The sequence below is a fragment of the Clostridium sp. HGF2 genome (assembly GCF_964240115.1).
In the GTDB taxonomy this organism is placed as follows: Bacteria; Bacillota_I; Bacilli_A; order Erysipelotrichales; family Erysipelotrichaceae; genus Clostridium_AQ; species Clostridium_AQ innocuum.
In genome coordinates this window covers 273,776-299,752 of record NZ_CAXSSO010000001.1, presented here as the reverse complement: position 1 = coordinate 299,752, position 25,977 = coordinate 273,776, and the positions used below count along the sequence as shown (strand labels likewise).

General features: G+C 41.7%; 27 protein-coding genes. 3 read left to right on the top strand and 24 right to left on the bottom strand.

Annotation, left to right across the window (positions count from 1 at the left end; translation table 11 throughout):
• Window positions 1–2 precede the first annotated feature (2 nt).
• The 15 genes from ACESPQ_RS01325 to ACESPQ_RS01255 form a co-directional block, all read right to left on the bottom strand.
• Window positions 3–1,067 (bottom strand): hypothetical protein, encoded by a 1,065-nt coding sequence (locus tag ACESPQ_RS01325; protein WP_002606117.1) that lies wholly within the window; start codon window positions 1,065–1,067, stop codon window positions 3–5.
• Window positions 1,064–1,666 carry a hypothetical protein gene (locus tag ACESPQ_RS01320; RefSeq protein ID WP_002606118.1) on the bottom strand — a complete coding sequence of 201 codons (603 nt, stop codon included), beginning with the start codon at window positions 1,664–1,666 and terminating at the stop codon, window positions 1,064–1,066. The genes ACESPQ_RS01325 and ACESPQ_RS01320 overlap by 4 nt, the downstream gene beginning before the upstream one ends.
• 4 nt (window positions 1,667–1,670) lie before the next feature.
• On the bottom strand, window positions 1,671–2,447 hold the full coding sequence (locus ACESPQ_RS01315; RefSeq protein WP_002606119.1) for a hypothetical protein: 777 nt from the start codon (window positions 2,445–2,447) through the stop codon (window positions 1,671–1,673).
• A complete protein-coding gene (locus ACESPQ_RS01310) occupies window positions 2,434–2,847 on the bottom strand; it encodes a phage tail protein (protein ID WP_008728147.1) in 414 nt (137 codons plus the stop codon). The genes ACESPQ_RS01315 and ACESPQ_RS01310 overlap by 14 nt, the downstream gene beginning before the upstream one ends.
• A 63-nt stretch (window positions 2,848–2,910) precedes the next feature.
• The gene (locus tag ACESPQ_RS01305) at window positions 2,911–3,084 is read right to left on the bottom strand and encodes a DUF6760 family protein (protein ID WP_306461013.1); all 174 of its coding nucleotides are present in this window, start codon (window positions 3,082–3,084) and stop codon (window positions 2,911–2,913) included.
• A 2-nt stretch (window positions 3,085–3,086) separates the two neighbouring features.
• Window positions 3,087–3,449, bottom strand: coding sequence for a phage tail assembly protein (locus tag ACESPQ_RS01300; protein WP_373143794.1), 363 nt, complete (start codon window positions 3,447–3,449; stop codon window positions 3,087–3,089).
• Between the two features lie 10 nt (window positions 3,450–3,459).
• Complete coding sequence (locus ACESPQ_RS01295; protein WP_109769831.1) at window positions 3,460–3,891, bottom strand: phage tail protein; 432 nt, start codon at window positions 3,889–3,891, stop codon at window positions 3,460–3,462.
• Between the two features lie 19 nt (window positions 3,892–3,910).
• On the bottom strand, window positions 3,911–5,320 hold the full coding sequence (locus ACESPQ_RS01290; RefSeq protein WP_373143793.1) for an ADP-ribosyltransferase: 1,410 nt from the start codon (window positions 5,318–5,320) through the stop codon (window positions 3,911–3,913).
• A 1-nt stretch (window position 5,321) separates the two neighbouring features.
• The gene (locus tag ACESPQ_RS01285; RefSeq protein WP_002606124.1) at window positions 5,322–7,040 is read right to left on the bottom strand and encodes a phage tail sheath family protein; all 1,719 of its coding nucleotides are present in this window, start codon (window positions 7,038–7,040) and stop codon (window positions 5,322–5,324) included.
• Window positions 7,041–7,138: 98 nt separating this feature from the next.
• Window positions 7,139–7,993, bottom strand: coding sequence for a DUF4157 domain-containing protein (locus tag ACESPQ_RS01280; protein ID WP_257352193.1), 855 nt, complete (start codon window positions 7,991–7,993; stop codon window positions 7,139–7,141).
• Between the two features lie 23 nt (window positions 7,994–8,016).
• Entirely contained in the window at window positions 8,017–8,400 is a 384-nt protein-coding gene (locus tag ACESPQ_RS01275; protein ID WP_002606126.1) for a DUF4280 domain-containing protein, read from the bottom strand.
• Window position 8,401: 1 nt separating this feature from the next.
• A complete protein-coding gene (locus ACESPQ_RS01270) occupies window positions 8,402–8,950 on the bottom strand; it encodes a Pvc16 family protein (protein WP_002606127.1) in 549 nt (182 codons plus the stop codon).
• Window positions 8,947–10,275, bottom strand: a complete 1,329-nt coding sequence (locus tag ACESPQ_RS01265) for a hypothetical protein (RefSeq protein WP_373143791.1) — start codon at window positions 10,273–10,275, stop codon at window positions 8,947–8,949. The genes ACESPQ_RS01270 and ACESPQ_RS01265 overlap by 4 nt, the downstream gene beginning before the upstream one ends.
• Window positions 10,272–11,057, bottom strand: coding sequence for a hypothetical protein (locus ACESPQ_RS01260; protein ID WP_257270749.1), 786 nt, complete (start codon window positions 11,055–11,057; stop codon window positions 10,272–10,274). The genes ACESPQ_RS01265 and ACESPQ_RS01260 overlap by 4 nt, the downstream gene beginning before the upstream one ends.
• Window positions 11,050–12,660, bottom strand: coding sequence for a hypothetical protein (locus ACESPQ_RS01255; RefSeq protein WP_373143790.1), 1,611 nt, complete (start codon window positions 12,658–12,660; stop codon window positions 11,050–11,052). The genes ACESPQ_RS01260 and ACESPQ_RS01255 overlap by 8 nt, the downstream gene beginning before the upstream one ends.
• Before the next feature lie 222 nt (window positions 12,661–12,882).
• On the opposite strand from ACESPQ_RS01255, the gene ACESPQ_RS01250 reads away from it, so the two are divergent.
• Window positions 12,883–15,045, top strand: a complete 2,163-nt coding sequence (locus ACESPQ_RS01250; RefSeq protein WP_373143789.1) for a DUF4135 domain-containing protein — start codon at window positions 12,883–12,885, stop codon at window positions 15,043–15,045.
• A 6-nt stretch (window positions 15,046–15,051) separates the two neighbouring features.
• On the opposite strand, the gene ACESPQ_RS01245 is transcribed toward ACESPQ_RS01250, so the two are convergent.
• The 3 genes from ACESPQ_RS01245 to ACESPQ_RS01235 form a co-directional block, all read right to left on the bottom strand.
• Window positions 15,052–15,759, bottom strand: coding sequence for a LytTR family DNA-binding domain-containing protein (locus ACESPQ_RS01245; RefSeq protein ID WP_002606132.1), 708 nt, complete (start codon window positions 15,757–15,759; stop codon window positions 15,052–15,054).
• A gap of 132 nt (window positions 15,760–15,891) precedes the next feature.
• Window positions 15,892–17,229, bottom strand: a complete 1,338-nt coding sequence (locus ACESPQ_RS01240; RefSeq protein WP_002606133.1) for a sensor histidine kinase — start codon at window positions 17,227–17,229, stop codon at window positions 15,892–15,894.
• On the bottom strand, window positions 17,220–17,969 hold the full coding sequence (locus ACESPQ_RS01235) for a LytR/AlgR family response regulator transcription factor (RefSeq protein ID WP_002606134.1): 750 nt from the start codon (window positions 17,967–17,969) through the stop codon (window positions 17,220–17,222). Before ACESPQ_RS01235 ends, ACESPQ_RS01240 begins: the two co-directional genes overlap by 10 nt.
• 267 nt (window positions 17,970–18,236) lie before the next feature.
• Here ACESPQ_RS01235 and ACESPQ_RS01230 point away from each other — a divergent pair, with 267 nt between their 5' ends.
• A complete protein-coding gene (locus tag ACESPQ_RS01230) occupies window positions 18,237–19,220 on the top strand; it encodes a hypothetical protein (RefSeq protein WP_002606135.1) in 984 nt (327 codons plus the stop codon).
• Between the two features lie 407 nt (window positions 19,221–19,627).
• Window positions 19,628–20,065, top strand: coding sequence for a LytTR family DNA-binding domain-containing protein (locus tag ACESPQ_RS01225; protein ID WP_373143788.1), 438 nt, complete (start codon window positions 19,628–19,630; stop codon window positions 20,063–20,065).
• 221 nt (window positions 20,066–20,286) lie between these two features.
• Here ACESPQ_RS01225 and ACESPQ_RS01220 read toward each other — a convergent pair whose 3' ends face one another.
• The 6 genes from ACESPQ_RS01220 to ACESPQ_RS01195 all read right to left on the bottom strand — a co-directional run bounded on the left by ACESPQ_RS01220 (window position 20,287) and on the right by ACESPQ_RS01195 (window position 25,567).
• Window positions 20,287–20,742: a hypothetical protein gene (locus tag ACESPQ_RS01220; protein WP_002606137.1), complete on the bottom strand. Its 456-nt coding sequence runs from the start codon at window positions 20,740–20,742 to the stop codon at window positions 20,287–20,289.
• Complete coding sequence (locus ACESPQ_RS01215; RefSeq protein WP_257270754.1) at window positions 20,739–21,866, bottom strand: hypothetical protein; 1,128 nt, start codon at window positions 21,864–21,866, stop codon at window positions 20,739–20,741. The genes ACESPQ_RS01220 and ACESPQ_RS01215 overlap by 4 nt, the downstream gene beginning before the upstream one ends.
• Window positions 21,863–22,687, bottom strand: coding sequence for a hypothetical protein (locus ACESPQ_RS01210; RefSeq protein ID WP_257327792.1), 825 nt, complete (start codon window positions 22,685–22,687; stop codon window positions 21,863–21,865). Before ACESPQ_RS01210 ends, ACESPQ_RS01215 begins: the two co-directional genes overlap by 4 nt.
• 36 nt (window positions 22,688–22,723) lie before the next feature.
• Window positions 22,724–24,376 carry a hypothetical protein gene (locus tag ACESPQ_RS01205; RefSeq protein WP_109769839.1) on the bottom strand — a complete coding sequence of 551 codons (1,653 nt, stop codon included), beginning with the start codon at window positions 24,374–24,376 and terminating at the stop codon, window positions 22,724–22,726.
• A gap of 431 nt (window positions 24,377–24,807) precedes the next feature.
• Window positions 24,808–25,119 (bottom strand): hypothetical protein, encoded by a 312-nt coding sequence (locus ACESPQ_RS01200; protein WP_257270756.1) that lies wholly within the window; start codon window positions 25,117–25,119, stop codon window positions 24,808–24,810.
• Between the two features lie 148 nt (window positions 25,120–25,267).
• Window positions 25,268–25,567, bottom strand: coding sequence for a hypothetical protein (locus ACESPQ_RS01195; RefSeq protein WP_257270757.1), 300 nt, complete (start codon window positions 25,565–25,567; stop codon window positions 25,268–25,270).
• Between the last annotated feature and the right edge of the window lie 410 nt (window positions 25,568–25,977).

Sequence of the window (25,977 nt, the reverse complement as noted above, 5' to 3'; positions counted from 1 at the left end):
TTTCATCCTTTCTCTATGACAGCTTCCCATTCACTGTAGGCACTTGTATCGTCAATGTGGTGCAGCATGTGCGTTACATAGCCTTTCTTTTGTTCACCATCTCCGCTTTTTGGAAGTACCAGTTCATCACCGCATTGCAGCCACGGCAGAAACACACACTGTCCATTTACCTTTGCATAGCTGTTTTCTACTTCCTTTTTCATACCGGCAACCATGCAGTTCAGTTCTTCTATATCATGAAAGCCGTCATCCACCACACTTGTGGAGGTATGCTTCAAAATGCCGGACAGTTTTTTTGTATAAGGCAGGGACGATAGGGTAACGCTCTCCTGTACGACTTTCTTCTCCTCATAGCCATCGCAGGTTGCGACTGTAAGCGTACCAATCAGATCCTGTATCGTATATAGCAGCTCCACCTGCTGCACTTCCTGCGCAGCATCCAGCTCCATCATTTCTTTGGACGCTGTATAACGCGGTTCAAAATGCAGCGTATCTCCCCGCATATAGCAGGTATACAAAGCCTGCATGCACAGCTTCTCCAGAATATCGAAATCACTGCAGCCCATCACCGGCCATATGGAATCCATGGAGTGAGGCAAGGGTGTCATCGCAAGGGATGCGTAATATTCCGCATACAGCGGTGTTTCCAAAATATCCTGCAGCAATGCATTCTTCATTTTTCCGCTTTCCACAGCTGATCGCTTGTGCAGCATCATCAGTCCCTTCACATCCTGTGCATAGATTTCCAGCTCCTGCAGCTGCGCATGTCCACTTTCACGCAGGGTCATCGTGTGAACATATCCCTGAAAAATAAGCTTTTCCTTCTTCTGATATCCTCCAAAAACGCTAAGACATGCCCCGCTTTGCAGATTGCTCAAAACCTCACCGGCATCCGTTATATCACAAAATAAAACCTCGGCTGTATTCGTTTTCAGCTCGCATGTTGTATCAATGTGCATACGGCTCAGACTCAGCGCCCCCGGATACAGCTGTCTGCCATCAACCTTTACGGTACAGGTCAGCTTTTCAAATCCGGAATTGGATGCTTTTAATTCACTCAGCTTCATAATCTGGCCTTTTTGACATTTTGTTTGCGGGCGATTTGTTTCCAGTCGTCGCTTTCCTTGAAGCTGCGCATGGATTCCAGGAAAGAGGTATGCTCCATAAGTTCACCGTTTTCTTTCGGCTCTGCTTCCGCTATCTGTTCTCCGTAATATTCTCCGGCAATGGATATGGAAACCTCCGCACGCACAGGAACTCCGGATGGTGAAAACATCGTATAGCGGACATCAATTTTTTCCAGAATCCCAATCACACAAATCGAACTCCAGGTAAAACATATTTTTTTCAGGTTTTCTTTCGTCTCCACACCGACATTTGTATAGGGATACAGCTTACGGATATAGGAGCGTACATCCTCATAGCTTTTTTGTGAAAGAGAGGTAAAGGTGTTGTAAAAAAGTGTTGTGGAAAGATGCAGAACCTGTTTATCCTTTTTTGTTTCCACCGGATTGACATGAGGATCGCCTGTTCCCTTTTCCATATCATATAAAGATGCAACAGCCTCACTGATTGCAATCTCGTTCGGATTAAACTGTACATGAAATGAATTTGATCCGGGTTTTCCGCTATCATCTACATTGGACAGTTTTGCCTTCGTCAGCATGTCGCTACCTCCTTCCCTCACGCAGACGCTCCCGCTTTGTTCTGCGCTCCACTTCGCGTATCACCGTGTTTACCAGTGTATTCATATCGTTACGCTGTACAGCTGCACGATGCTCTGGTTCACGTTCTACATGCATCTCATCTCTGCTTTTTTCTGAAATGACCTCTCGCTGCAGCTGTATTTTCTCACGATGGATCAGTGCCCTGCTCTGCTGGTATATCACAGGAATAAGCACCTGCTTCCATGACTGTGAAGACAGTGTCGTAAACAAGGAAGATCTGAACAGGCTACCGGCATAGGAGTACTGTGAAAGGCGGTTCATATGCGTGTTCAGGCAGTTTTTTATCTCTCTGTTATGTAAGTAGCTTACAGCCAGCTCTTTTGCTTTCGCAGGATGGTACTTATAATAGCTCTTTTCCTCCAGCAGACGCTGCTCTGCCAGCCGTTCGATAGATTGCTTAGCAAGGTGTAGCTGCAGTATTCTGGAAGGGTACTTCCTGTTTATAACTTTTTTTGACTGAATGATAAGGCTTCTTTCATCATTTTGATGATTCAGCATCAGAAAAGTCTGCGCCTGGTGTACATGCAACGTCATCATATGGTGAATATGATGGGTATGCTCTTCCTTTCGTATGACACTGCTTCTGACTTCTCTTAAAACGGTCTTCGCTTTTAAGAATGTCGGATGAAATTCATGATGCAGGGTCCGATTCAGGTGCAGTGTCATAATCGGACGAAACCTCTTCAGCTTTCGTTTCCTGCGCCAGCTATGAAAGAACATGCAGTTCTCCGTATGCCAGTGTAAAGGTGTCAATCAGTGCTTCATTCCCCTGTGCCTGCAGGGAAGATACCTCCCATTTGGATACCAGCAGGTTTTTCAGCATATAGGTTTTCATAACGGTTCTTCCATCATGTCCATAGACCTCGATCTTCATAGAATCAAGCTGCTCTCCTACCAGATAAAACGGATGAGATTGTCCGCTGTAAACACCTTTTTTCAGGGTAATCGTCCCCTGTGCAGCAGTACGTTTAGGGAAAAGGAGAACAGCATCATTCCGTCCTCCCTCCTGGTATGTTTCAACTTCGATTTCTCTGGCGATTCCGCTCAGCTCCTGAAATCCCATCATCGTATTCTGTATGGTCACACCAAAACGGTAGGCATGCAGCAATTCCATTGTCATAAATATACAGATACCGGGTGATGGTATCCTCTCCTTTTTGCTTTCATACGCACCTCCGTTAGATTATATATCAAATATACTTTCTGCTTCTCCATTCGCTCTGCGGTTGATTCTGCCAGCCTCATCACAGAACCGGTTGCGCTCAATATGCGGTAAAAGAAGAAGCTCGTCATAGGACCAGTGAAAATAATAGGCCAGGAATGATATCTGTTCATACAGTGTATCGCGGCTGTACAGACTCAGTCCTGCTGATAAAAATTTATCGGTTCCGTAAACTCCTTACCGCAGTGCGGGCAGATAACACGTACCATCAAATCTTCATTAATGTTGATCGTTTCGTACATGTTCTGTAAAAAATTCACATCAGCTGTATACATATCTTCGATCATTTCCGGTGTCACGAAATCACAGCCATCCAGCTTCACAATGACTTTGCTAAGTAGAATGATGGTCGCATATTCCGGAGCTGCCTTTGCTTTCGGATGACGGGAGGCCTCAATTTCATCCTTCGCGGTCGCCAGTCTCATGAAGCCTTCCTTATGGATACCGCCATCCTCTGATCGATAGCCCTTTGGCAGCTTGAATTGATATTCTGTCTGCATATGGTTTCACCTACCCTCTGATAATCGCTTCACACGCGATATCCACGGATTCCACAGCCAGTTCATTTCCGGTTGCACTGAAATCGGAAAGCGCCAGCTTGATAGGAATCGCCTTCTGCAGCGTCCAGGAAGTAAGCACGGATTTGTGATCATCCCCCAGCAGTTCTATTTTTACATCCTCCTGCTTTACCGTAGCAGTTTGTGCGCTGTTCAGCCAGTCATAAAGTGCCTTGCTGGCGGTCAGACCGTATTTCAGTGTGACATTGCCATATTTGACGATTCCCTGCTGCTTGATTGGTGAACTGGATTCATAATTTCCTTCCCGATATTCAATCGGTTCGTAGGAGATGTCCCCTCCGGATATCTCAGAAAAGCCCATATCTCCAAGACTTCCCACGGTGACCTTATAGTTATATTTTTTAAATGGATATACGACAGCCATAGTGCTTCCTCCTTAATTGTTATTTTGCTTTTGTTTTATATTTTAAAGACACTCCCTGATAATCCAGAGTATGTGCGTACAGCATGATTTTATCTGTTGTATAATGAATTTCATCCACCTGAAGTCTTGTACCAGGCGGAAGCATAACCTCATATTCCTCAGCATATTTCTGTTCGTTCTTAGGTAGATATGCCCCATGCTTTCCTAATAGTTTGATAGACCATTGCAGTGATTTTTTTGAGTATTTACTATTCTTGTCATAAAAGGTTGACACTATTTTATTCATAACCACAATTTCATTTGTTTTGTAAATTCCCGGGTTTTCATTCGTTATTTTGTATAGCATTTTGTAGTTTGATTTATAAGCAATCAAATCTTCCCCCCTACCTACCCAGTTCCCCTGATATGGTGTCAACAAATTCATTTTCCAGTTAAGTGCCAACAGATTTGCTGATTTTAAATGATTTTCATCAGTATCAACTTCATCTCCCTGCGTTCCCAGCATTAGCATTAGCGCCGTATTGATTTCCCTATATGTATTCGTCATATACAGTTCCGGAGCACCTTTAATTTCCCCGCTTAATTCAAATACAGTTTTGATTTCATAAGTGGTTATACCTGTAAAAATAGGATCAGCAGAAAGGATAGGAAGAACTTTATCTTGTATTTGTTTTGAAGAGAAAGCAGTGTTCCACTGTAATCCGATAGCTATCAAAGTAGCAGCTCTTTCCATACGGGGTGTATCATCTAATTCGTGATGATAGCCCTTCTCAAATTTTTTATCAATATAGAATAGCAGCGTTCCTTTTGTATTTGAATCCCAGCGTTCAACAATTTCGGCTCTGAGCAGACTGGAATCCGGCTTACGCTGATACCACGTAATCCAGGTTGCTGCATTACTTTTTCCGCTTAAAGGGGCATAAGGACTGGATACATCATCTGTTATATAATAAAGCTTATCTGGCTGTTGTTTATTTTGATACCATGTCAGTTTTAAATCCTCCAATCGATAGCTGCAATCCCCATTTTCTTCAAGAATCCATGCTGGCTGTAATACTGCAGATGCAGGTACGGACGGACTTGTATGGGCGATTGCATGCTGCTTTACAGGGATCCGCTTCAGACAGTCACCAATCGTATCTGCTTCTTTCTCCAGGAATGCATGATCTTGTATTGCATTCCCCTTTATATGCTTATTTGCTGTAATTGGTGACATCATCTGTTGTACTGCGTGACCAAGCTCATGTGTGAAGCATGATTCAGCAGTTGATGCCATGTGAATTTCAGGGAACCGCGTAAACGCCTGTGCATGAATATTCCCGGGCAAACTGGAAGCACGATGAACTGAAAGGATGGAATCTGCGCCATGGTAAGCATTTGAGGCTTCCTGCATGGCCTCCTCTCGATTAAGAAAGCCCCGTTGTTTCATTTTATGACAGTTCCTGCATCTTCTGTGTAATACGGAAGATAACGAACTCTGCCGGACGTACCGGTGCAATACCAATCACACAGATTAGCCGACCATTCAGAATATCATCCTGTGTCATGGTTGACGGACCGATGTTGATAAAGAATGCCTCATCCTCACTGGAACCGACCAGCGCTCCGCTTCTCCAAAGCGTATTCAGGAACATATGAATCGTTCCCTCCACACGCATCCACAGATTAGCATCATTCGGCTCAAACACCGCCCAGCTTGTATTGGTGCGAATACTTTCCTCCACATATATAAAGAGACGGCGTACGTTGATATATTTCCATGATGCATCGCTGGACATGGTTCTGGCACCCCATACACGAATTCCCTGACCAGGTAATGAACGAATCAAGTTGATGCCCTTCGGATTCACCTTTCCCTGTTCTGCTTCATTGTAATTTACACTCAGACCGGTACAGCCGCGTACAACCTCATTTGCCGGTGCCTTAAACACCCCGCGTGTATTATCTGTGCGGGCATAGATTCCTGCCATGGCTGCACTTGGCGGGAAGAAACCGCTTGTTCTGAGAAGTGGATCATATATCTGAAGCCATGGATGATAAATCGCCCCGTAATTAGAATCGAAATAAGATCGATGCGTCTGCATATCATCCACACTGCGTGTATCGTACGGCATATCCAGTATCGCAAAACGGTTTGCAAGAGCTTCACAGTGTGCCACAAGTGCACTTTGTACCGCTGGAATCGTTACACCCGGTATCGCCATAATACTGACATCATCCACTTCCTTGAAGGCCTCCAGCCCGCTGCGTTTTCCAGGTCCCTTATCTTCTCCCAGAAACAGCTCGGCACCTTCTTCCACAACGGTTTTTCCATCCTTCAAAAAGCCGGTATACAGCGCATCATTCAACTGGAACTGCGACAGCCATGCTTCCAGCTTTTCCACCGTTTCTTCCTCGATTGTGAAAGTCCCCTGTAACAGGATACCCTTTGTCATAACGCGGTTGACGAAATCTGCTGCAGCCGTATTCCATGTCACATTATATGTTTCCACCATACCATCACATTCCGCCTGCAGAATAAAGCCGATTCTGTGCAGGAATATCGATGGCAGCAGATTGTTATCCACATAAGGAAGCGTAAAGCTGCGCTCCAGTTCCAGCTCGCCCTCACGCACACTGACGATACGGTTATATTCTTTTCCATCCCCCGATACCAGCTCCACAAGATCACCGGCCTCATATCCGCTGATGCTTTTCACACGAACGATGCGCTTTTGCTCATCCCTCGCTTCTTCAAGAATATTGGTCTTAATCAGTCTTTGCTTCTGCATGGTAACACGTACTTCATTTCCCCACGCACCAACGCTGCCGGCTTTTAAATGCAGTGCAACGCCGTCCTGTTCCAATTCCATGGACGCAGTTGTATCTGAAGCACTTGCGACACGCATAACATAACAGCAGCTTCCTCCGTTTGTAAAGAACTGGTCAATTCCATATGCCAGATGCCGATATTTCACAGCAGCATCCAGATACCCTCCAAACACGCTGCGAAACTGCGAAATTCCTGTAATCAACACCGGTTTTCCTGTGACAGGTCCCCGCCTTGCCAGACCGATAAAGCCTGCCGTGGATGTACTGACACCCTCCATCGCTTTCGGACCGCTGTCAAATTCCTCTACGTATACGCCCGGTGATAAATATTCTGCCATTGTGACTCCTCCTTTTAACCTTAAACTATACGCTTACGTATATGTTCAATTCCTATGTTCTGCTTTGAAACTCCTTCGTTCTGTTTCGTAAAGCTTTTTTATCTGTAATCACAGCCGTTATGCTGCGACCAGTAAAAACAAGCACCGATATGATTTGTTGTACTGTGATAGTTTTTTTCTACCAGGATCATCTGACACTGATTTGCAGCCATGTTATATAGACCATGGTGCCACTCATAGGTGACTCCAGGTACAGCTGCGTTTGCCATTGCTTTTGTATATCCTGCTGCTACACCAGCAGTATCTGCACTGGTATTATCGGTTGCACGATACCCGCTCATATTGATGATAACCCCTGCCGTATTGCCCTGATAGCAGTTTACAGGTGCTATCAACAGGGGTGTGTAACTTGGGATAAACATATTGGCAAAGAATGCACGCATAGAGGGAAAGGACCCATAATCAAACGTAGAGTACACTCTGCTCTTGAAATAATCACACATTCTCTTTGTTGCCGGTGGTAACCCATTTCGATATGTATATCCGATCAATGCCTGATGAATCTCATCCAGCATTGTATAATCATTATATGTCTTCCCGTGGATTACTACAAACCGCTGGACCACATCCTTTTGTACAGTATCGGAAGTATTGTGGATAATGAATTGATTTGCTTCCTGCTCCAATCTGCTATCTGAAACTACACTGCCTCGCTGTTGACAAACAGGAAATGTATTCTGCTTTTGTTGAACGATATGTACAACCTCATGCTTGATTTTATTCTCGTGAAAAGGCGCCAGATGAATGGTATTCTTCTGTGCAATTCCAACAGCCTGATAGTCTGCAGGCTTGGTACTGTTATAGTGTACCTTCACGTTTGAGAGATCACAGCCTGATTTTCTTTCAGCTTGAGATTTCAAATATGCTGGAATAGCTGTTATTTTTTCAGGCATTTCCTTCTTTAAATATATCATACTTACTTTACCATTACCTTTTGTGCCGGACTGGATATAAACTGAAGCATGCCGCCATATGCACACATAGCTCTTGCATCGGTTGTAAGCACGGGACTTCCCTTAACCAGTACCGTGGGACTGCTGATCATCCAAGGTCCCGCAATCATCGGCAGGCAGGGCATCGGCGTCAGTACACCCAGTGCAGCCGCCGTCGCACTCGCCACCGTGGGATTTGCCATACTCTGGCACATGCCAAACGTGGCAATACTTGCGGGACTGATATCCAGCATGGTCCCTGCGGGCATCCCGCTTAGAACCGTGGCATTCGCCATCGCCTGAAACGGACAAGGCGCGATACCAAAGGAGCATTTCATCACCGCACCACTTGTCACCATCGCACCCATATCAATCTCCTCCTTTGTTTCTGCTTTCTGTCACAACATCGACATGCCGTACGATATTGACCTTTTCAGATTGCAGAGAAGCAATCTCCACCGGAGCCACCCGCAGATATAAAGCCGGCTGCAGAGGCTGATGAAGACTCTCCCATACATGGATTTTAGAATCAAGCTCCATATTGACAAACTGTATCGGTATCTGCGCGGCATTCACATCCAGCATGCATAAGTCATGAAAGGTCTGTATCATTTTCTCATACAGAATCTCTTCCTGTTCCTTGTTGTAGCCGCCAAAGCGTGCATCTTCATTGACAAAGATCAGATAGCTCAGCTCCATCAGTTTCGGAGGAAATACACGGGAATCTCCATCCACACTGGCATAGCGCTGTGCGGTGATGGAGTATTCGCTGATATCATAAAGATAGATACCAATCTGTACATCCTGATGCTCGTGCCTTGGAATACAGAGCTGCACGCCGTCGCGGTCAAGCAGATAGTCCGGATACAGCTGTTCCACTAAATGCCGGCAGATTGTTCTGGATACTTCATGGATCATTTTACGAATTTCTCACTTTCTTCTTTCGCTGCCGCATCCTCTTCCAGCATGATTGTATAAAGCAGCTTATCCTCATAAATTGGATAGCCATAGCCGATGGATAGTTCTGTGACAGGATACAACACACGCTTCGTCAAATCTAATTGCAGATGATACTGCAATTCCTGTATGTTATTCTTATGGTCTACAAGACTGGTGCATTTGCGATACTCCCTGAATGTCTTGTTTTCCGTTAGCCGTAGGGCAATCACATCATAGGCATCCATCAGACCAGTCACCGTATGCGGCCTGTATTTTTTCTGCCAGGACGCCTCAATCTTATCCGGATCTGTCCCGGTGTTGGGGTCATCAATATTGTTATCCACCATCATGACAGAGGATATCACGATGTCCTTTGCCTCCTGCTTATCCTTCAGCTTCCACTCCTTTTCACTCTTTTCCAGCTTTAACGGATATTTTGTGAAAAAGGCCAGTGAGAGCAGGTCTGTCTTATAGACGATTGCTGTCGTGTTTTCATATACATAAATCTGATACGGCAGCAGGAAGCTGTTTTGTATATCTTCGAGGGTGGAGGGGAGAAAGGATGTAAAATTAATATGCCCTTCATGCATAGCACCTGTATAATAGGCTTTTCCGAAGGTATTAAACAGCGTACCGGTTCCCTGCGGTCTGCCAAACGCAAATTCCCCCTGATAGACCTTACGGGTATAGGCACCTTCCTCATATAAAATTCCCTGCCCATGTCGCATATTATCAAGAAACTCTCCTTCATAATCAATATTGCCGTTTTTATCATAATAGATGCCCCTGCCTTCAAATTCCCCATCGACAAAGCTTCCTTCATATAGCAGCTTGTAGGTATCATCAGTTTTACGATAGGCTCTGCCATCTCCATCTGCACGGTTGTTATGTACCTCACCGATATATTTCCGCATTTCGCCTTTGTCAAAATACAGGGTTCCGCTTTTATCCTCCATGACATTATCGATAAATTCTCCGGTGTAGATTTTATGTCCGTGCTCATCATATAAGGTACCCTTGCCATTACAGGCACCTTTTGAAAACATGCCCTCATAGGTGAGCCTGCCTTCTTTGTTCAGTATTTTGACATTTCCCTGATAGCTTGCCAGATTCAAATCATGATAGGAAAAGGTGGTTGCCTCCATATTCTGATTGGTAATCCGATTCCAGAGCTGCTGCAAATCCTTGTGAAAGAGAAAAATCAGAGTACTGAGGATGAGAAGCAACAGCAGCATGAATATCTTTCGATCAACATACAGATGGAATATGCGAATATAGTCTTCATTTCTCCGCTTTCGTTTCATGGATCCATACGCTCTTCTCCGATGCGCTGCAAACCGTCATAGGTCCGCTCGCTCCATTCCATATATTTATATATCCCAATGCCACAGAGTGCCAGAATTCCAATTCCTGCCATGATGATACAGCAGACACGGATTAGGAAGCTCCAATTTCGCTTCTTCAGGATAAATGCATCCTCCAGATGCACTAGATCGTTCATCAGCTGTGCATAGTCGTGATAGTCTCTTTGTGCCACCTTCTTTACAAAATCCTGATATTGTTTTGGATTCTGATATCGGTGCAGCCGACGGGTTTCTTTTGCCTGCGACAGGATATCTGCCAAAAGCCGTGAGGTTCTGTATACACAGGTTGTGTGAAGCGGATGCTGCAGATGCGAGAAGTTTGGATTCAGGAATAAAACAACATCCTTTTCCGGTGTAATACCGATACTGTAGATATCCAGCGTAAGGTCACATAGACGCTCCGGCAGCTTTCTGCGCATGATTTCAAATACGAGGCTGCGGCATATGATAATACGCTCCTGTATGGTATGGAACTCCTTCAGCCAATCGGCTAAGGAGCATGCCTCTTGATACGGCTCAATCAGACAGAAGCTGCCCTTATAAAAGCCGTAAAGCAATTCGTATTCCATGCATAGATAAATCAGGGGTCTTTGAAGCTGTTCCTGCGCAATACAGAACACCCGGTATTTTTTATTTTCCTGTTCATACAGGTGTGCGGTACAGGACGGATTCTTATACAGGATGCCGGCATGCTTCCATGTTTCCAGATGAAATTCACTCATGTGCTTCCATCACCTTTACGTAGGCGGCAACCTGCTGATCATGGTAATGAGCACGAATCTGATACATACCGCTTTTCTGTCCGGCAGTAAAGGTTCCATCCTCCTGCAGTTCTCCTGCACTGGCATCATCAAGGGAAAATCGCAATTCTCTTATATCCTCCTCCCTGTCAAACACCGCTGTGAAGTGACAGACATCCTGCGGTCTGCATGCTATCGTGGAAGGCTCCAGACGAAGCAGACGGGTTTCCGTTACATTCTGAGTCTGCATATCCCATGCTCTGGCATACCAGTGTGCAATCAGCTTTTGTTCATAATAGGATTCGGAAACAGATACAGCCGCCTGAAAGCTGCCGGTCCATGGATAACAACGCACTGCCCAGCGCAGCGTTTCTTCCGTTTGAAACAGAGAGCAGTCACCGCTGATCAGCTGCTTCTGATATCCCGGTGCATCCTGCGGACTCTGAATTTCGATTGAAATCTGCATCTGAATTTCTCCGGGACCAAGACCATGACTGATTTCATCACTGTAGAAAACCGGATGCAGTCTGTCACACTGAAAATGCAGAATGCCACAGGCCTCCTTCACGTTTTGGTGATCAGCGGGTATATGAGATTCCTGTTTATCTGTCCAGCGAAGCCTTCGTTTCAGTTCCTCCACAACCATATCCAGCTGTGGTCTCTGGCATTCAATCCTTCCTGTTTCGTTCACCTTTTGAATATGAAGACGATCGTGTTCGCACTTAAATTCCACATATCCGAGAATAAGCTCATTCTGAAATACAAAGGGTTTTTCCATCAGCCGTTTTACCAGAGAAGCTTTCATATCCTCCACCATTTCAATTTCAAAGGTTTGTTCAGGTATGGTAACACTATGCTGCTCCAGCTGCAGCTGATCGATATGGAATACCGCATAATGTGCACCGGCTGTGTGATTTCGCTTTAACAAAACCGGTATGCTGTGCTCTTTCTTTTTATCTTTTGTATGCAGTTCCACTGTCTGTATATGATATAGCGTTGATCGTAAAGTCAGTGCCAGATGTAAGGGCGCTTCCTGCTTCTGTTCCAGCTGCAGAAGCAGCTCTACATCACCGTTTTGCGGCAGCATGCAGGGAATGTGCAGATACAGCTTATACTTCGTATCTTCGTAAATCACCTGCTGCTTGAATATCTGTTCATCCAAATAATCCGGAGGCTGCTGTTCCTGTATGTGCAGTTCCCATCGATCCTCCCATTTTCCATATTCCTCATGCTGATCCGTGCTTGGAAGCTCACAAAATTCTTTTCCGACTGCTTTCTCCCTGTGATGAAGTGTTATCCAGCCAGCATCTGTATTGATCTGTGAAAAGCCCTCCAGTTCTTCCAAGGTGATCGTGATATCTTCTTCCAGTTGGATAAAATTGCCGGTGCTGTCCAATGCACTGCCTGAACTGATATGTAAACGCTCGTCAGATTGCCTGCTTAGATGAAGACCATATAGAATCCCGTCTCCCAGCGCTGCATGTGTACGTGCTTTCATCTGGTCGAGCATATACGCCTGTTCGCATATGAAGTCGTCGCTGCGCAGCATCTTTCCATGATAATAACGATTTTTCTGTTTCTGCATGCTGTATCACCCCCCTGTTGCAATAACATATATCCTTGGTTTTATTTTATCAGAAATGCCGATTAAATTCCTACATCTGGGACGAATGGTAATATGCTGGGACGAACAGTAGCTACGCAAACTGCATAAACACTGAACCATTTATCCCAGTTTGTATGCCGTTCATCCCACACATATAAAAATCGGATATTTCTTGTGTATAATAAAGACAAGGAGCTGATTATGATGGTATATAAATCTTTCAAGAAAAGCAGTCGGAATAAAGATATGAGTGCTGTCTTGCAAACAGAATTCGAACAAAAAAGCAGCATTGATCTCAGTGATGTACAGATTCATTATAACTCTTCCTTGCCTAAGCAATACATGGCTGACGCCATTGCACATAATAATCAGATAGATATCGCTTCCGGAAAAGAACACCTGCTGCGACATGAGCTTACTCACATTATCCAACAAAAGCAAGGGCTCGTAGATGTCACGGAAAAGCGAGGAAATCATTATATCAATAGCAGTAGTGTTTTGGAAAAGGGGGCAGACAATGCCGTTATAAAGCGTAAGCCACCGATGCATAAGCAGCAAAATATTATACAGATGGCCCCCATTACCGATCAGGAAATTATAGACCAGATACTAAAGGCTGGCGTTATATACATCAATCCCCTGTATCCTGAACTCATAGCCTTCTTTAAGGATGCAGACTCTGATGATATAACTACAGAAACACTTCATGCCATTATTGAATTTGTTTATCGAACCGATACTGCTTCTGTTTCATACCTGCACAATCTCTTTCAGACATTCCCATTTAAAGCTAACATACCAATATATATGGATTTTATACAGTTTATAAATCGTTACCCTGAATTAGGTCCATCACTTTTAAATTTTACTAATATACTCGGTATTTCTGCTTCTGATTATCTCATAAGTGCATTTTCAAAAATCCCTGCCCTTGTTATAGATACCTTTGATTTACTGGTTATGCAACAAGATAATATTGCTGCATTTTCTACTCTTTTTCAAGAGCAGATACCTATGTGCGCGTCAGATATTATGGTCTCTGAAAATATTACGATGGCAAACCTCGGAGATTCCATCTATAATATATTAGGTGAAAAGTCTTTTACTTTATTTAATGATTGTATATCAAAGCTTGTACACTGCTGTATACCAGCCAGTATTAGTGATGTTTTGCTTGGATGTAATCTGAATGTTACAGAATATATTCTAACTGTCATAGATGGACAGGTTTATACTGCTGACGCTGCAGCTACAGAAATAGATATGAAAATGTTTTTACGCAGGCTTCAATTAACCACTGATTATGTTCAGAGTATTTACAACAAATTCCATGGAAAGTATTTGATAAAGCCTACTGGCAGCGATCCACATTTGCAGGGACGCCAGGTCGTATTTCTTATGAATGCTTCGGGCGGTATTTTTGTCTATAAAAATCGTCCACTAGAGGTAGATAATGAGCTCGCTGGCAAAAATGGCTTTTTAGAGGAAGCAGGAGAGCTTTTAATAACAGATCCTGAGATGCAATTTCAAGGAATGTGCATTGATCCTGTATCACACATGGAGGAAGTCATTTCTCCTTTAGGCGCTCCAAAAACAGAACCACTTGATTTAGATACCGCTAAAAGAAACTATTTTCAGCTTGGTGCTTTGCAGGCGATTGCAAGCGTTACCGGAATAGTTGATCTCCACGCAGACAACATTATATTTTCTGCAGTTGGACTTCACATTATTGATGCAGAATGTTCATTTCTATCTTTTACTGATACGTTAATAGAGCATGACAGAACAAGCCCTTTCATAATGCTTTACTCCCCGTCCATGTTAAGCTACACAAATTCAGTCTTTTCAATCAAAATGCCTGACGACCAGGTTGTACTTTCTACAACCAAATCTCCACTGCTTATGGAGATGTTCTATAAAGGAAAGAACTACACATTAATAAAAATCAAAGCAGAGAAGGCTACCTTTCTTCAAATACTATCTAAACACCTTGTCAATATACTTAGCTCCCGGATTGTTCCTATCGGGACAGGTGACTTTGGTGAATTGATGTATCGTTATGCCTTTTCAAACAATAAAGAAGATCTTCTGATGAATACCATCGAAAGGATAACAACTGATCTAATGAATGACAGCTACGCATATATGGCAGGACATCCAAAGCCTGTCTTTCAGTTTGATGTAATGCACAATGTGCTATACGATGCCTTCGAAAACCACACCATTCCGGCTTTGGAATTTCAATGGTCCACATCTAAAATATATATGGATTCTCAGGAAATATGTGCGCTTCATTATCGTAGAAACGGTACAATCGTATCCTTTATTCTAGAAAAGGTGGCACAGATGATTGACTCTCTTTAATCAATATTAAACACCTGCGATATGCAGCCTGCATTTTTGATAGACTTCCTTTTTTCTACCACGACTGATATAAAGAACTCTTTGATTCCGCATCGTGATCTGATTCCCATGAATTTGTTCGATGTAAGCTGGATTAACAATTACGCCGCGATTGATCAGAAGACAGCCATGGCAGGATAGTGTATCCTGTGCATATTTTATCGTCGCGCGATCCTTCCAACAGTTTTCCCGCCCATTAATATAAAGATAGTTCTTATTGCATTCGATAAAGTAAATATCCTGTATATGTAGTTTTCGCTGTGTATCCGGGTGTTGGAAATAATAGCATTCTTCCTTTTCATACAGATACTGCAGTTTTTCTTTCAGAGCAACACAATCCTGTGCAATGTGGGAGCAGCGAAGGACAAAGAACCAGGGAAAAAGCTGCATCGTGAAGAAATCCTCACTATCGTTACAGAGAAAGATCATTTTTGCCTTTTTAAAACAGGAGAACAGTGCCATAATCTTATGATTTATTTCCTGAAGAGTATCCGCATGCAGAACGATGTAATCAAAATTTTTTTCAGAAGGAAAAACCGGTTTTTTCTGCAAAAAATTCATTTGTACGCTGTGAAGTGAATATCCGCTGCCAGCAACACAGGCATCTGTGATTATCTGACGCTGTTTCGCTTCTACATCAATGAAAAGGAACGTAAGTATGCCTGTATGGTTCATGAAACATCACCCCTGTTAATATCCCCCAAGATCATATGCACACTTTCATGTGTTAATTATATGACAAATCTAAACATCATACATTACCACTCGGTAGAAAAAACTGCCAGTAAGGCAGTTTGCTTTTCGAAATCAGGGATAAAGGATAAAGCTTGCGATAAATTTTGTGTCTGCTTTATAGAAAGCTGCATTTCCACCATACTTTTCGCATACCGTTCTCATGTTGATCATGCCATAGCTATGCTTCTGTGAATGCTTTTTAGGCACTATCATCCCTGAATCGGCTTTGTAATTACATTCATTTTCCACACGAATCAATAGATACTCATCCACATAACGAATATAGATTTGAATATCTGCCAGTTCTGTCAGCTCACTTTCCTGTATCGCATTTTCCAGTGCATTCCCCAGCAGAACAGTTAGGTCAATCGCTTCGATTGGCGGCGCCTTCACAACAACAGCATCTATCTCTATGGGTATACACGCACTTGCGCAGCGTTGCATATAGTAATTCAGAATACTATCAAGCAAAGGACAGGCTGTATATTTCTGTTGACTGACTTCATCAATTGATCGGGTATATTGTGTGAGGTAGCAATCCAGATCCTCCAGCCTGTTTTCCTGCAGCATTGAGCGGATTACATTCAGATGATGCTGCAGATCGTGGCGGATTTTTCTCGCATCCTCGATACTGCTGGTAATTTTTTCATATTGCGTCTGAAAGGATTCCAGCTGCTGATTTAGCTCCTGATTTGTTAGTGAGACCTTAAGCTCGGAAAAATACATATAATATACGATTGCATCCGTAGCCAGCACTGATGTGAGAAAAAGCAGCATATCCCTGTCATCGAGGAATCCGGCCGTACGATTCGTCATCGTAAAAATACAAAGACAATAAAGAAACATGACAGAGACAAGATACAGACAGCCTCTTTGCGCTGCAGCACGATCCATCGCAGGGAGTATACGAGCCATGGTATTCCTCATAAACAGTGCAACCAGAGGATAGCTTACGATGAGTAACAGCAGATTCACACCTACATTTTTATTATAAATTGTATACGTAGGGTCATAAAATATGGAAGAGCTTATGTTAACGAATGGTGTTACGAACGTAAAGATGACGGCACCGTAATGTATGACTGTCATATAAACCAGTAGTTTTTTTATAAATAGCTCCTGTGTGTGACGATAGATATATCCGGCTGTTATCAGCAAAACTACCAGAAAATACATATCAGCTGCGCCTCTCATATTCGCAAAGCCGCTTCCATCCCTGGTATATAGATAATTCATAAGGAGGGTGAACACCAGGGCTGCAAAAGTGAGACCAGCTGAGCAAAAGCATAGAATTTGCTTTTTCCCGCCATAAATCAGATGATTGAGAAACGGCAGGCAGGCAAGGAAAGCAAACGGCAGAGTCTGCAGTAAAAAGCCGGCAAAGTGCAAGAATAATAGATTTACTGACATAACAGTGTACCAGCTTCTGATCTTTGAAAAAGATAATCGTGATATTTCTGTAATACCTGACTTCTTCTCCGGCGGCTTATGATAATCGTTGTACCGTCTCTTAACAGACAATTTCCGTCACGGTAAATTTGCTTGATAAAGGACAGGTTTACAATTAAGCCACGACTTACGGTAATCAGCTCTTCTTCCTGTATTTCTTCTTCCAGTCGGACAAATGGCATATTAAGGAAGAACGGACTTTCCATTCTGGAAAGATATATTTCAACCCCTTTGTTTCTGCTTTCTATTTTTTGTATCCGATGAATTGGCAGCTCGCATATAGTTCGTTCTGTTTGCAGCTTCAATGTGTGCAAAGGCAGGCGCATGCGTTCAAAATAACGACGAAACATTTCCTGTATCTGAAAGTCTGTCAAGGGTTTCACAATATAATGAATTGCATTTAACTGAAATGCTTCCGGTGCATATTCTTTACTGGTTGTGAGAAACGCAACTTCAAGGGATTCCTGTAGCTGCCGGGCTTGTTGAATGATTTGCACACCATTCTCCTCTTTCAGATAGATATCCATAATGATGAGATCACATGGAATATTCAGGCGCAGGGAATGCAGAAGCTCTTCTCCAGATGTATAAAGGGTTAATCGACATTCAAAGGAGAACCTTTTTTCTGCTTTATGAATTGCTTCATGAAGCACGACGGCATCCAGATGATCATCTTCACAAATAACGACATTCAAAGCCATATTACTCCCCCTTTTGGACAATATTATATCATGAATAAATTATTACGGTATAGTGGAGTTTATGAAGCATAAAAATATGATCGTATGTATCAATATACGGATACTTTCTGGTAATCCGTCAGCAAATGTTTTAACCTTTTCTTTCTGCTTACGTTGTATTAATAACTCAGAATTGCATTATCCTGCAGTAAATTTGGACATTTTCACACATTCAGATTCCATTCATCTGAAAATCATTACAATAATAGTCATTAGGAGGTACATATTATGTACATAAAAGATACAATATTAAAAAGTTTGGCTATGGCCAACATGGATCCTATTATCACTATGAACCGGGATCCTCTGTCACATCCGTCGTACGAGGCATTTTTAGAAGTAATGAAAAAGGAAAGGAAAACAGCTGCGGAAGCAGAAGCATTGTGGAAGCTACTGATCGATGGCTTTCGTCACCAAAGAGAACTGAACAAGGATGCTCAAAAAGAAGCCGAAATTATCAAAGATGCTGTCCAGTTCAATGCCCTGTTGATGAAGTACAAAATTCCAGAGCCTCTGAAATCAATTTATCAGGAGAATTACATTTACTTTTCTGAAAAAATTGCCAAAGCTTCCAGTTCTGATAAACAGAAACGGGCGAATGAAAATTACATGAGTTTCCTACGTGGTGTCGTTCGCTCCACCAATCCTGAGTTTGAGCAATTCGCCAATCAGCTTCGAGCTTTATTGATAATACCGGGAGGTCGTGAGCTTGCTTTATGGTCAGGCGGTATTGATCTGAGCATTTTCTCTTATGAAAAAAGCCGCTGTCCTCTGGAACAGACAGTTCTCGGTAAGCTGTTAAACACGATGCCAATTACTACTTTATGGAATCTGGAAGCACCACTATGGAATATTATTTCCAGAACCTTTGTTTCTCAATACGGCCGGCTTCCGGTTCATGTATATTTCCGCGTGCTTGACAACGCCAGTGTATTATTACGCCAGGAGCTGCCACTCATGCAGAAGATCAATCCATCCGTCGCTATTCACTGGCACCCTGTGTTTAATTACCCAATCGGTATGGCAGAGGTTGGTGTTCATGGGGAAGCTATCACAGAGTCCGGGCGCGGCATTGATGATATGAAAGCGGCTGCAGAGTTACTGATTGCAAAATTAGGGGCAGCCAGCTATAAAGCAAACAGGCAGGCATTTGAACGTGCAAATAGTGATTACTTCGATCCGACACGTCCTCCTTTTGCAATTGATGATTAACTGAAAATAGAAAGACTGACAGCATCTGTCAGTTTTTTCTTTCATGATTATTTAGTTATTTTATAAAGCCGATATCCCTTACATGATAAAGAGCTTTCATCCATTGTATGGTTACACTATAATAAGAATTTTCATTGGATCAATCCTTTATGTAACTCACCTTTTATGTATTTCTTTATGGAGGATTATCAACTGAAATTACATAATTTAGTTCCGATCATATATATGAACTGAAATTAATAAAAACGATCTGCTTCAATTGGTTTGTTATTAGATTTAGTGGTTTACTATTTATGCAGCCCTCATGATATTGTAACTTATGGTGATCGATTGGTAACATCCTGTCTGTTTCTGAAATTTCGCGTTTAAAATCATTACGATAGATTACATATGGGAGGGGATTTCAAATGAATTTTATAATACAGATTGATAATACCATAACAGAAGACACAATTATACTGCGGGCGTGCAGTAGAAACAAGAATTATACTTATAATGTAATCCTTTATCTACAGAAAAACAGTTCACGAATTAAAGTATATGATGAACTGCATAATCTTTACCTTGTCACCTGTCACGAGATATATTATATAGAGAATATAGATCATAAAGTATATATCTATACAGAAAAAGATGTCTATCGCTGTTACCTTCGATTTTCAGAATTAAAAAAGCAACTGCATAATTGTGGCTTCTGTCAAATAAATCAGAGCACTCTGGTTAATTCAATTCATATAAAATCTGTTCGTATTGAAAAAGACTGCCACCGGAGCATAACTCTGGATAATGAGGAATGTCTAATCGTCAATCGCAGATATCGCTCTTTTTTAAAAGATCAGGTTTAACAGATTGCTGCCTTATTTATTTGAATAAAAAATGATAATAGTACCATACGGTTTTTTCTTACGTTAGAGTGTTTGTAAAAAGGAGAATTCAAATTCTATTGCTTTTCTACAATAGTGTTGAATTCTCCTTATCTGTATTTATGCACAATCGGTTAGCCTGATGATTGAATATGAGTGAGTAAGGCCCTAGCATAGGACACAAGCATCCTGTTGTTTATTATTCAGCTTTCTTCATCTATATAGATATGCTGAAGCTTATCCCGATAATCTGTTATCAGTCTGCGTAGGCTTTCCTTATCCGGATCATTTATCATATTATGAAAAGCATCCTGTATATCATGATGCAGCATTTCAATTAGCCACTGCTCATAAATATCAACAAATTCCTCTATCTGCGGGATTTCCGGAACCGGCTTTAGACTCATCCAAGATTTCAATGCCTGTTTATAAAAATCAGCATCATCATCTAAAGACTCTTGGAGATCTGTATACTGATTCTTCTGCAATGCATTCCATCCAAAGTCCCATGTCAGCATAATTTTATAGAGTTTGCTTTGCATACCAATATGCAGAATTTTTAGATTTTGATAATTCATTCTTTCAGTATCCGTTAAGTTCTTTTCTTTATCTTCAATAACCTTCAACAGCTGCTTTAGTCTTTTACTTTTTTCTGTCATTCTGTAATTCTCCATTCCTGTATCAAATGCTTCCAAATCATTCCGGTTGTCCAGTATACCTGCATAGCATAGCCGTCTTTCCCCATATAGCTTGTCATATCGTGCCGGATCAGTTTATGTTCAACACTATCATAGGGTATCTGACTTGATGTTATCAGTGTACCACTCCCCTGCTTTTCATCATTTTTCCCACCATGAATATATGGATTTAACCCGCTTGCTGCAGTACCCGGATGAAGCATATCCGTACCCTTCATTCCATATGGCGGAATGTTTACCTCCGGATTTAACTGACCGCCAGCATACTCATCACCAACTTGATAAAAGTGTGAAATTTCATGTACCATCGTTATTGCTGTTTCATCACCGTTTTCAAGTATAACAGTCGTATCTGCACCAAACGTAAAGCCGCTTAAAGCGTCCTTTTGATCATTCAAATCCATTTTTGCCGGAGACAGACCGATAACACCGTCGCATTCAAATTCATTCTTTAAATGCTTTAACAGATTCCAGGTACGAAGTCTGCCAAACCATGTGTCCAGATCATACACATCCCCTCTTATATCCAAAGAATCATGCAGTATCAGCTGCAATCCGTTCCGGGATAAGGGTAACCTTTTTAATATCTCATTATGCCAGGTTTGCATTTGGGTATTCATGACGGAATGCTCCTTTTTTTTCTTAGATGTCAGAAGCGGTACAATCAGAAATTTCTTCACTGGTATAACGGTTGTATTAACACTCTCTTTTTTGCAGGCATCCCCTATCTGTACCTCAAACTGCATATCCCCCTGTTGAATATCTGTATATGGAATATAAAACAGGATTTCATCTTTGTTTGTTTCCTCCGGATGATAATCATGCTTTGTATCTGAATTGTCCAGAGTGGCTCTGGCAGCCTTTTGCAAGCTTTGATCGAAACAGGAGTCCTTAGATTTTGCGAGCAGGATGCTGTTACGCTTTGCCACATGTGTTGAAATCGCAGCAGGTGTGCCATCGTGTTCATTGATACCATATCCGAGTGCCTGATCAAAAACAAGCTCATAGTCACAGGATGTTTTCTGCGAAGCACTCTCACAGCCAAAGCAGCCTATGATCAGAATGAATAGAATGAATTTCTTCATAATTGCTGAAGCTGTATAAGTTCGGCTTGCATTGCGATGATTTCATCAGGTCCCAGACTTGCATTTTTTATTTTGTTATACAATGCATTCACTTCACTGAGAATCAGCTCCCAGTGTACCATTTCTTCTTTCATCTGGTGAAGCTGTCCCTGTACTTTTTTAATTTCATCTACCTTATCATCATATGACTTTTGTACATTATTTTTTTCTGTTTGACTACATTGATAATCATACTTTGCGGATTCCAAATCACGACTGATTGCTGCCAGTCTTTCTTTGGAGGCACAATATTCCCGATAGGCTGCATCTGTGTCTGCTTCCTGGTCATTCAGCAGCTTGTTAAAAGCCAGATAAGCTCCATATCCGGGTACCCAGAACCATCTTTTTAACAGCTCATTTTGTTTCTCTGCTTTTCTTCTGGCACTTTCGAGTTTTTCCTGTGCTTTGCTGTATGCTTCTTGTTTGCTTATATAGGAAGCATTATATGCATCATATAAATTCTTTCTGCCTTCATATATACTCTCCTGCTCATGATTTTTCTGTTTCAATATTTCCATATGTACATACAGGGCAGATAGATTTGCGTTCAATTGGTCACATAGCACTTTTTTTTCATCGAATAACCGATGGACCCTATTTCGGTTTTCATCGGCCTGGATTCTGATCTGCTCAAGAGAATCCAAAATGCTCTGTTCCTGCCGTTCCAGCCTGGCTATATCCTCATCACTAAGATCCATATGAATGGAGTTTTTTTGCAGCATTTGTAAAATCTGTTCCATGATTTTTGTCAGCTGCAGATTAGCTGAATCCGTCTTTTTCATGTTTTTATCTGCGCTATTATCTTTATTTTCCATAAGCTAGCCTTTCAGTGTGCTGATTTTTTTATTGCTTTCTGCAACCTGCCGATTCAGGTTATTTGCAACATTACCAGCTGTTTTAGAAGCCATATCCCAGTGCTGTTCTCTGCTCATTTCAGCCTTATCTGCTTTTGTAATTGTCTCGTTTAAACGGAATCTTGTATTTTCAGCACCATTGATAAAGTCTGTGGAAATGCTTTTTACAGCTGCCCACTGTACCATATACGTCAGTAACGGGATCATAACACTGTCTGTGTAATAAAATTCAATGCGTTCTTCTTTGTCAATTTCCTGAAGATCTTGAATTGTATCCTTTAAATCAGATGTGGCAAGAGCCTTGCAGCATTTTTCCATAGATGTCCAGAATAAAGCGATGTCCATAACAGCAACAACAACATTTTTTAAACAGGATACAGCAACTATCAGGGAACGAACAGCTGCTTCCACACTGTTTTTTTCAATTACCATCGTCTTCAGTCGATTTGTATATTTGGCAAGATTGGCTAATTGCTTTGTCTGTTCCTCTTCCAAACGGATCAGCTCAGCATTGATTTCCGTTAATCTCTTGCTGCGGTTTTCCTGTACGCTGCTTTCCTTCTGTGACTGCTCGGCAATTTGTGAAGAAACACCATGTAAAGCTGCACTAATGCTCTTAAGCGCACTTGATTTTTTGTTAACCTGCTTTTCTGCTTCCGTAATTTCAATATCCTTAGCACGGATGTCAGACCTGATGCTTTCCCTTTTTTCATCATTATCCGCTGTTTCAAGAGCTTTAACAAGTTCCTCTTTCTCTTTCTTCAGACTTTCGAGTCTATCCTTTGCGGCATTTGCTTCTTTTTGTGCAGTGTCAAGCTTTTCCTTATCCTCAGTTGAGCTTTCTGTAGAACCTGATTTCCCTGCCACATCAGCTGCTACAGAAGCAGCACTGCCAAGAAATGAGAATACAGCGCCCATGATGTCCATTGTACGCTGATGCTTTTCAGCATCCAGCTCTGCCTTGCTAAGCTTCTCATATTCGGTCTGCAGCCTGGTCAGACGTTTCTTAATTTCCTGTTGGGCAATATCCGCCGCTTCCTGCTCACTTTGAAAATCCGCCATCTCCTTCTGTATCTGATCCTGATGTGCATACTGGCGATTGTTTTCGTCAATAGTGTTTTTTAAGGTTTCTGAAGTATCCCCCGCCATTTTCTGATAGTCCTTTGCCAGCTGCTCCGCCTGTCTGCTCATTGTACCTGCAATTACAGAAAAGCGTTCCAATTTCTTGATTGCAACCTTTTCCGCACCCTTAGTCAGCCAGTCAAAGAAACCAATCAAATCATGAATAACAGCAGAGGACTGTCTTGCGAAATCGTCAATCACATTGATTCCCTTATCGTTTAAATCCATCAATGTTTTCTGCAGATCCCATATCTGCGTTTGTACATCAAAGCCATACACCGCATGATATGCAACATTTAGCAAATCTACAGAATTATCAAGATTCTTGAGTACGGTGTCCAAATCCATTTTGTGAAGTATATTCTTTTTCTCTGTCACCACTAGTGTAGAGGATGCATCCGGGGCTTCTTTCAGGCTGTATGTCTCTCTAATACCACCACTGTCCATAGAAATTGTATGATCCTTTTCAACCTTTAAAATTAAATCATTTGCCATTGTGTTTTACACTCCTTTTCTTTATAAGGAATCATAAGTATGCGCATAACTGATTCATCCTGTACATACTGTAATATATTTCTGCATCTTGGTACTTCGGATCTACGTGTCATGCGAATATAATAACAAATACTGCAATTTGCTTATTATAAAAGAACCGGTTCCAAGATAGAATCGGCTCCTCTTTTTGGTTGTGAACTAAAGATGTTTTCACTTCATATTATTGCCATTTATTATATCTGTTTTATCTACGAAACAGCATTTATCCGCACTGATGGAATTCGGCAAATGATACACCTTGGTTTTTTGATTCAGGTCATATTTGTGTGTAAATTTTCCCTTTGCAATTTCAAAATGATTATGATTTCCTGTAGCTCTGCCTGCAGTTCCCGCATTCGCTATCTGTGTGCCCTGGCTATATTTTACACCAACTAGATACCGTCAAGATTGTTGTCGTGTATAATCATAATCGTAGCATAGTCCATTGTTCCATCCGCAAAGCGAACCTTATTCTGAGACTGCCAGAATACTGCATTTCCCAAATCCGGTCCATCAACGCCGACACAGACTACATCAAAGGGAGCATATAAAGGACTGCATCCACCTTTATAGCCTGCTAAATCAAGCGCATTAACTCCCTGATGTGAGTATGATCCATTATTACCCTGCGTGATATTCATGTGCTCCACAGGAAACAGAATATTCTGTATTCCGTCTTTCATGCTTTTTTGATGTGCTTGCATTTTATCTTCTCCTTTATGTTACATACATACTGATTTTTATTGAAGAAAGCTCTGCTTTTCGTAATCAGTTTCTTTACATGTGTGCATTATTCCCGCATGTGCAAAATAATCCTATCCGAAAATATATTGAACAGGATCATGCTTAAGCTTACATTTCTTCCGGAATTTTAAAACTCAAAAGTGTCTCACGAACATCAGCATCCTGAGGCCACTCATCACAGAAAACAAGATAGTTGCTCATTTTCTCTGATCCCTGATATGTACCCATGCAATACATATCATCCAGTATAACGGAATTTGCATCAGCTGTTGTATTTGTTTTTTTCAAATACATAGTATATGCAATTTCATACTTGTTCTGTGGAGTGACACTGAGGAAATCTGACAACTCATCATTTCCCAATGGTCCAACAAGAACACGTGAATAACCACAGCCTAGATAAGCCATTAAGCTTTTGTGAATCACCATGAATGCAGATGATTGAGATAATTGATAACATTCTGATGCGGTTCATAGGCAGTCCGATTATAATGAATATCAACAGCAGCATACGTTCCGGATTGGTCCTTTGTAATCGCCATTCTACCCCCTCCTTCCATCCTCAGGATATCAGAACACCAATATGATGAGGGCAAATTTTATTATTTATACAAATTAGAGATTCTGTTCTACAAAGTGGTTTGGTAAATAAAAAAGGAAAAAGAGTAATTCATCCTGATTAGATGACATTACTCTTATTAACCTCACTATAATTATATCGAGTATGGTATTTACTTTTCATAAGAAAGAAAAATTATAAAATCAGCGTATTATAACTGCTTTTTTCATTGAATTATAGACACTTGCAAACTGTCCTT

Coding starts and splice junctions, on each gene's coding strand:
- ACESPQ_RS01255 (WP_373143790.1), bottom strand. CDS start 12,660: ATGCAGAAACAGAAAAATCGTTATTATCATGGAAAGATGCTGCGCAGC.
- ACESPQ_RS01260 (WP_257270749.1), bottom strand. CDS start 11,057: ATGAGTGAATTTCATCTGGAAACATGGAAGCATGCCGGCATCCTGTAT.
- ACESPQ_RS01225 (WP_373143788.1), top strand. CDS start 19,628: ATGAATTTTATAATACAGATTGATAATACCATAACAGAAGACACAATT.
- ACESPQ_RS01320 (WP_002606118.1), bottom strand. CDS start 1,666: ATGCTGACGAAGGCAAAACTGTCCAATGTAGATGATAGCGGAAAACCC.
- ACESPQ_RS01200 (WP_257270756.1), bottom strand. CDS start 25,119: ATGCAAGCACATCAAAAAAGCATGAAAGACGGAATACAGAATATTCTG.
- ACESPQ_RS01205 (WP_109769839.1), bottom strand. CDS start 24,376: ATGGCAAATGATTTAATTTTAAAGGTTGAAAAGGATCATACAATTTCT.
- ACESPQ_RS01275 (WP_002606126.1), bottom strand. CDS start 8,400: ATGGGTGCGATGGTGACAAGTGGTGCGGTGATGAAATGCTCCTTTGGT.
- ACESPQ_RS01240 (WP_002606133.1), bottom strand. CDS start 17,229: ATGTCAGTAAATCTATTATTCTTGCACTTTGCCGGCTTTTTACTGCAG.
- ACESPQ_RS01210 (WP_257327792.1), bottom strand. CDS start 22,687: ATGAAAAAGACGGATTCAGCTAATCTGCAGCTGACAAAAATCATGGAA.
- ACESPQ_RS01285 (WP_002606124.1), bottom strand. CDS start 7,040: ATGGCAGAATATTTATCACCGGGCGTATACGTAGAGGAATTTGACAGC.
- ACESPQ_RS01250 (WP_373143789.1), top strand. CDS start 12,883: ATGATGGTATATAAATCTTTCAAGAAAAGCAGTCGGAATAAAGATATG.
- ACESPQ_RS01230 (WP_002606135.1), top strand. CDS start 18,237: ATGTACATAAAAGATACAATATTAAAAAGTTTGGCTATGGCCAACATG.
- ACESPQ_RS01290 (WP_373143793.1), bottom strand. CDS start 5,320: ATGAAACAACGGGGCTTTCTTAATCGAGAGGAGGCCATGCAGGAAGCC.
- ACESPQ_RS01265 (WP_373143791.1), bottom strand. CDS start 10,275: ATGAAACGAAAGCGGAGAAATGAAGACTATATTCGCATATTCCATCTG.
- ACESPQ_RS01195 (WP_257270757.1), bottom strand. CDS start 25,567: ATGGCTTATCTAGGCTGTGGTTATTCACGTGTTCTTGTTGGACCATTG.
- ACESPQ_RS01325 (WP_002606117.1), bottom strand. CDS start 1,067: ATGAAGCTGAGTGAATTAAAAGCATCCAATTCCGGATTTGAAAAGCTG.
- ACESPQ_RS01245 (WP_002606132.1), bottom strand. CDS start 15,759: ATGAACCATACAGGCATACTTACGTTCCTTTTCATTGATGTAGAAGCG.
- ACESPQ_RS01295 (WP_109769831.1), bottom strand. CDS start 3,891: ATGGCTGTCGTATATCCATTTAAAAAATATAACTATAAGGTCACCGTG.
- ACESPQ_RS01220 (WP_002606137.1), bottom strand. CDS start 20,742: ATGACAGAAAAAAGTAAAAGACTAAAGCAGCTGTTGAAGGTTATTGAA.
- ACESPQ_RS01280 (WP_257352193.1), bottom strand. CDS start 7,993: ATGCCTGAAAAAATAACAGCTATTCCAGCATATTTGAAATCTCAAGCT.
- ACESPQ_RS01315 (WP_002606119.1), bottom strand. CDS start 2,447: ATGTTCTTTCATAGCTGGCGCAGGAAACGAAAGCTGAAGAGGTTTCGT.
- ACESPQ_RS01270 (WP_002606127.1), bottom strand. CDS start 8,950: ATGATCCATGAAGTATCCAGAACAATCTGCCGGCATTTAGTGGAACAG.
- ACESPQ_RS01300 (WP_373143794.1), bottom strand. CDS start 3,449: ATGCAGACAGAATATCAATTCAAGCTGCCAAAGGGCTATCGATCAGAG.
- ACESPQ_RS01215 (WP_257270754.1), bottom strand. CDS start 21,866: ATGAAGAAATTCATTCTATTCATTCTGATCATAGGCTGCTTTGGCTGT.
- ACESPQ_RS01310 (WP_008728147.1), bottom strand. CDS start 2,847: ATGACAATGGAATTGCTGCATGCCTACCGTTTTGGTGTGACCATACAG.
- ACESPQ_RS01235 (WP_002606134.1), bottom strand. CDS start 17,969: ATGGCTTTGAATGTCGTTATTTGTGAAGATGATCATCTGGATGCCGTC.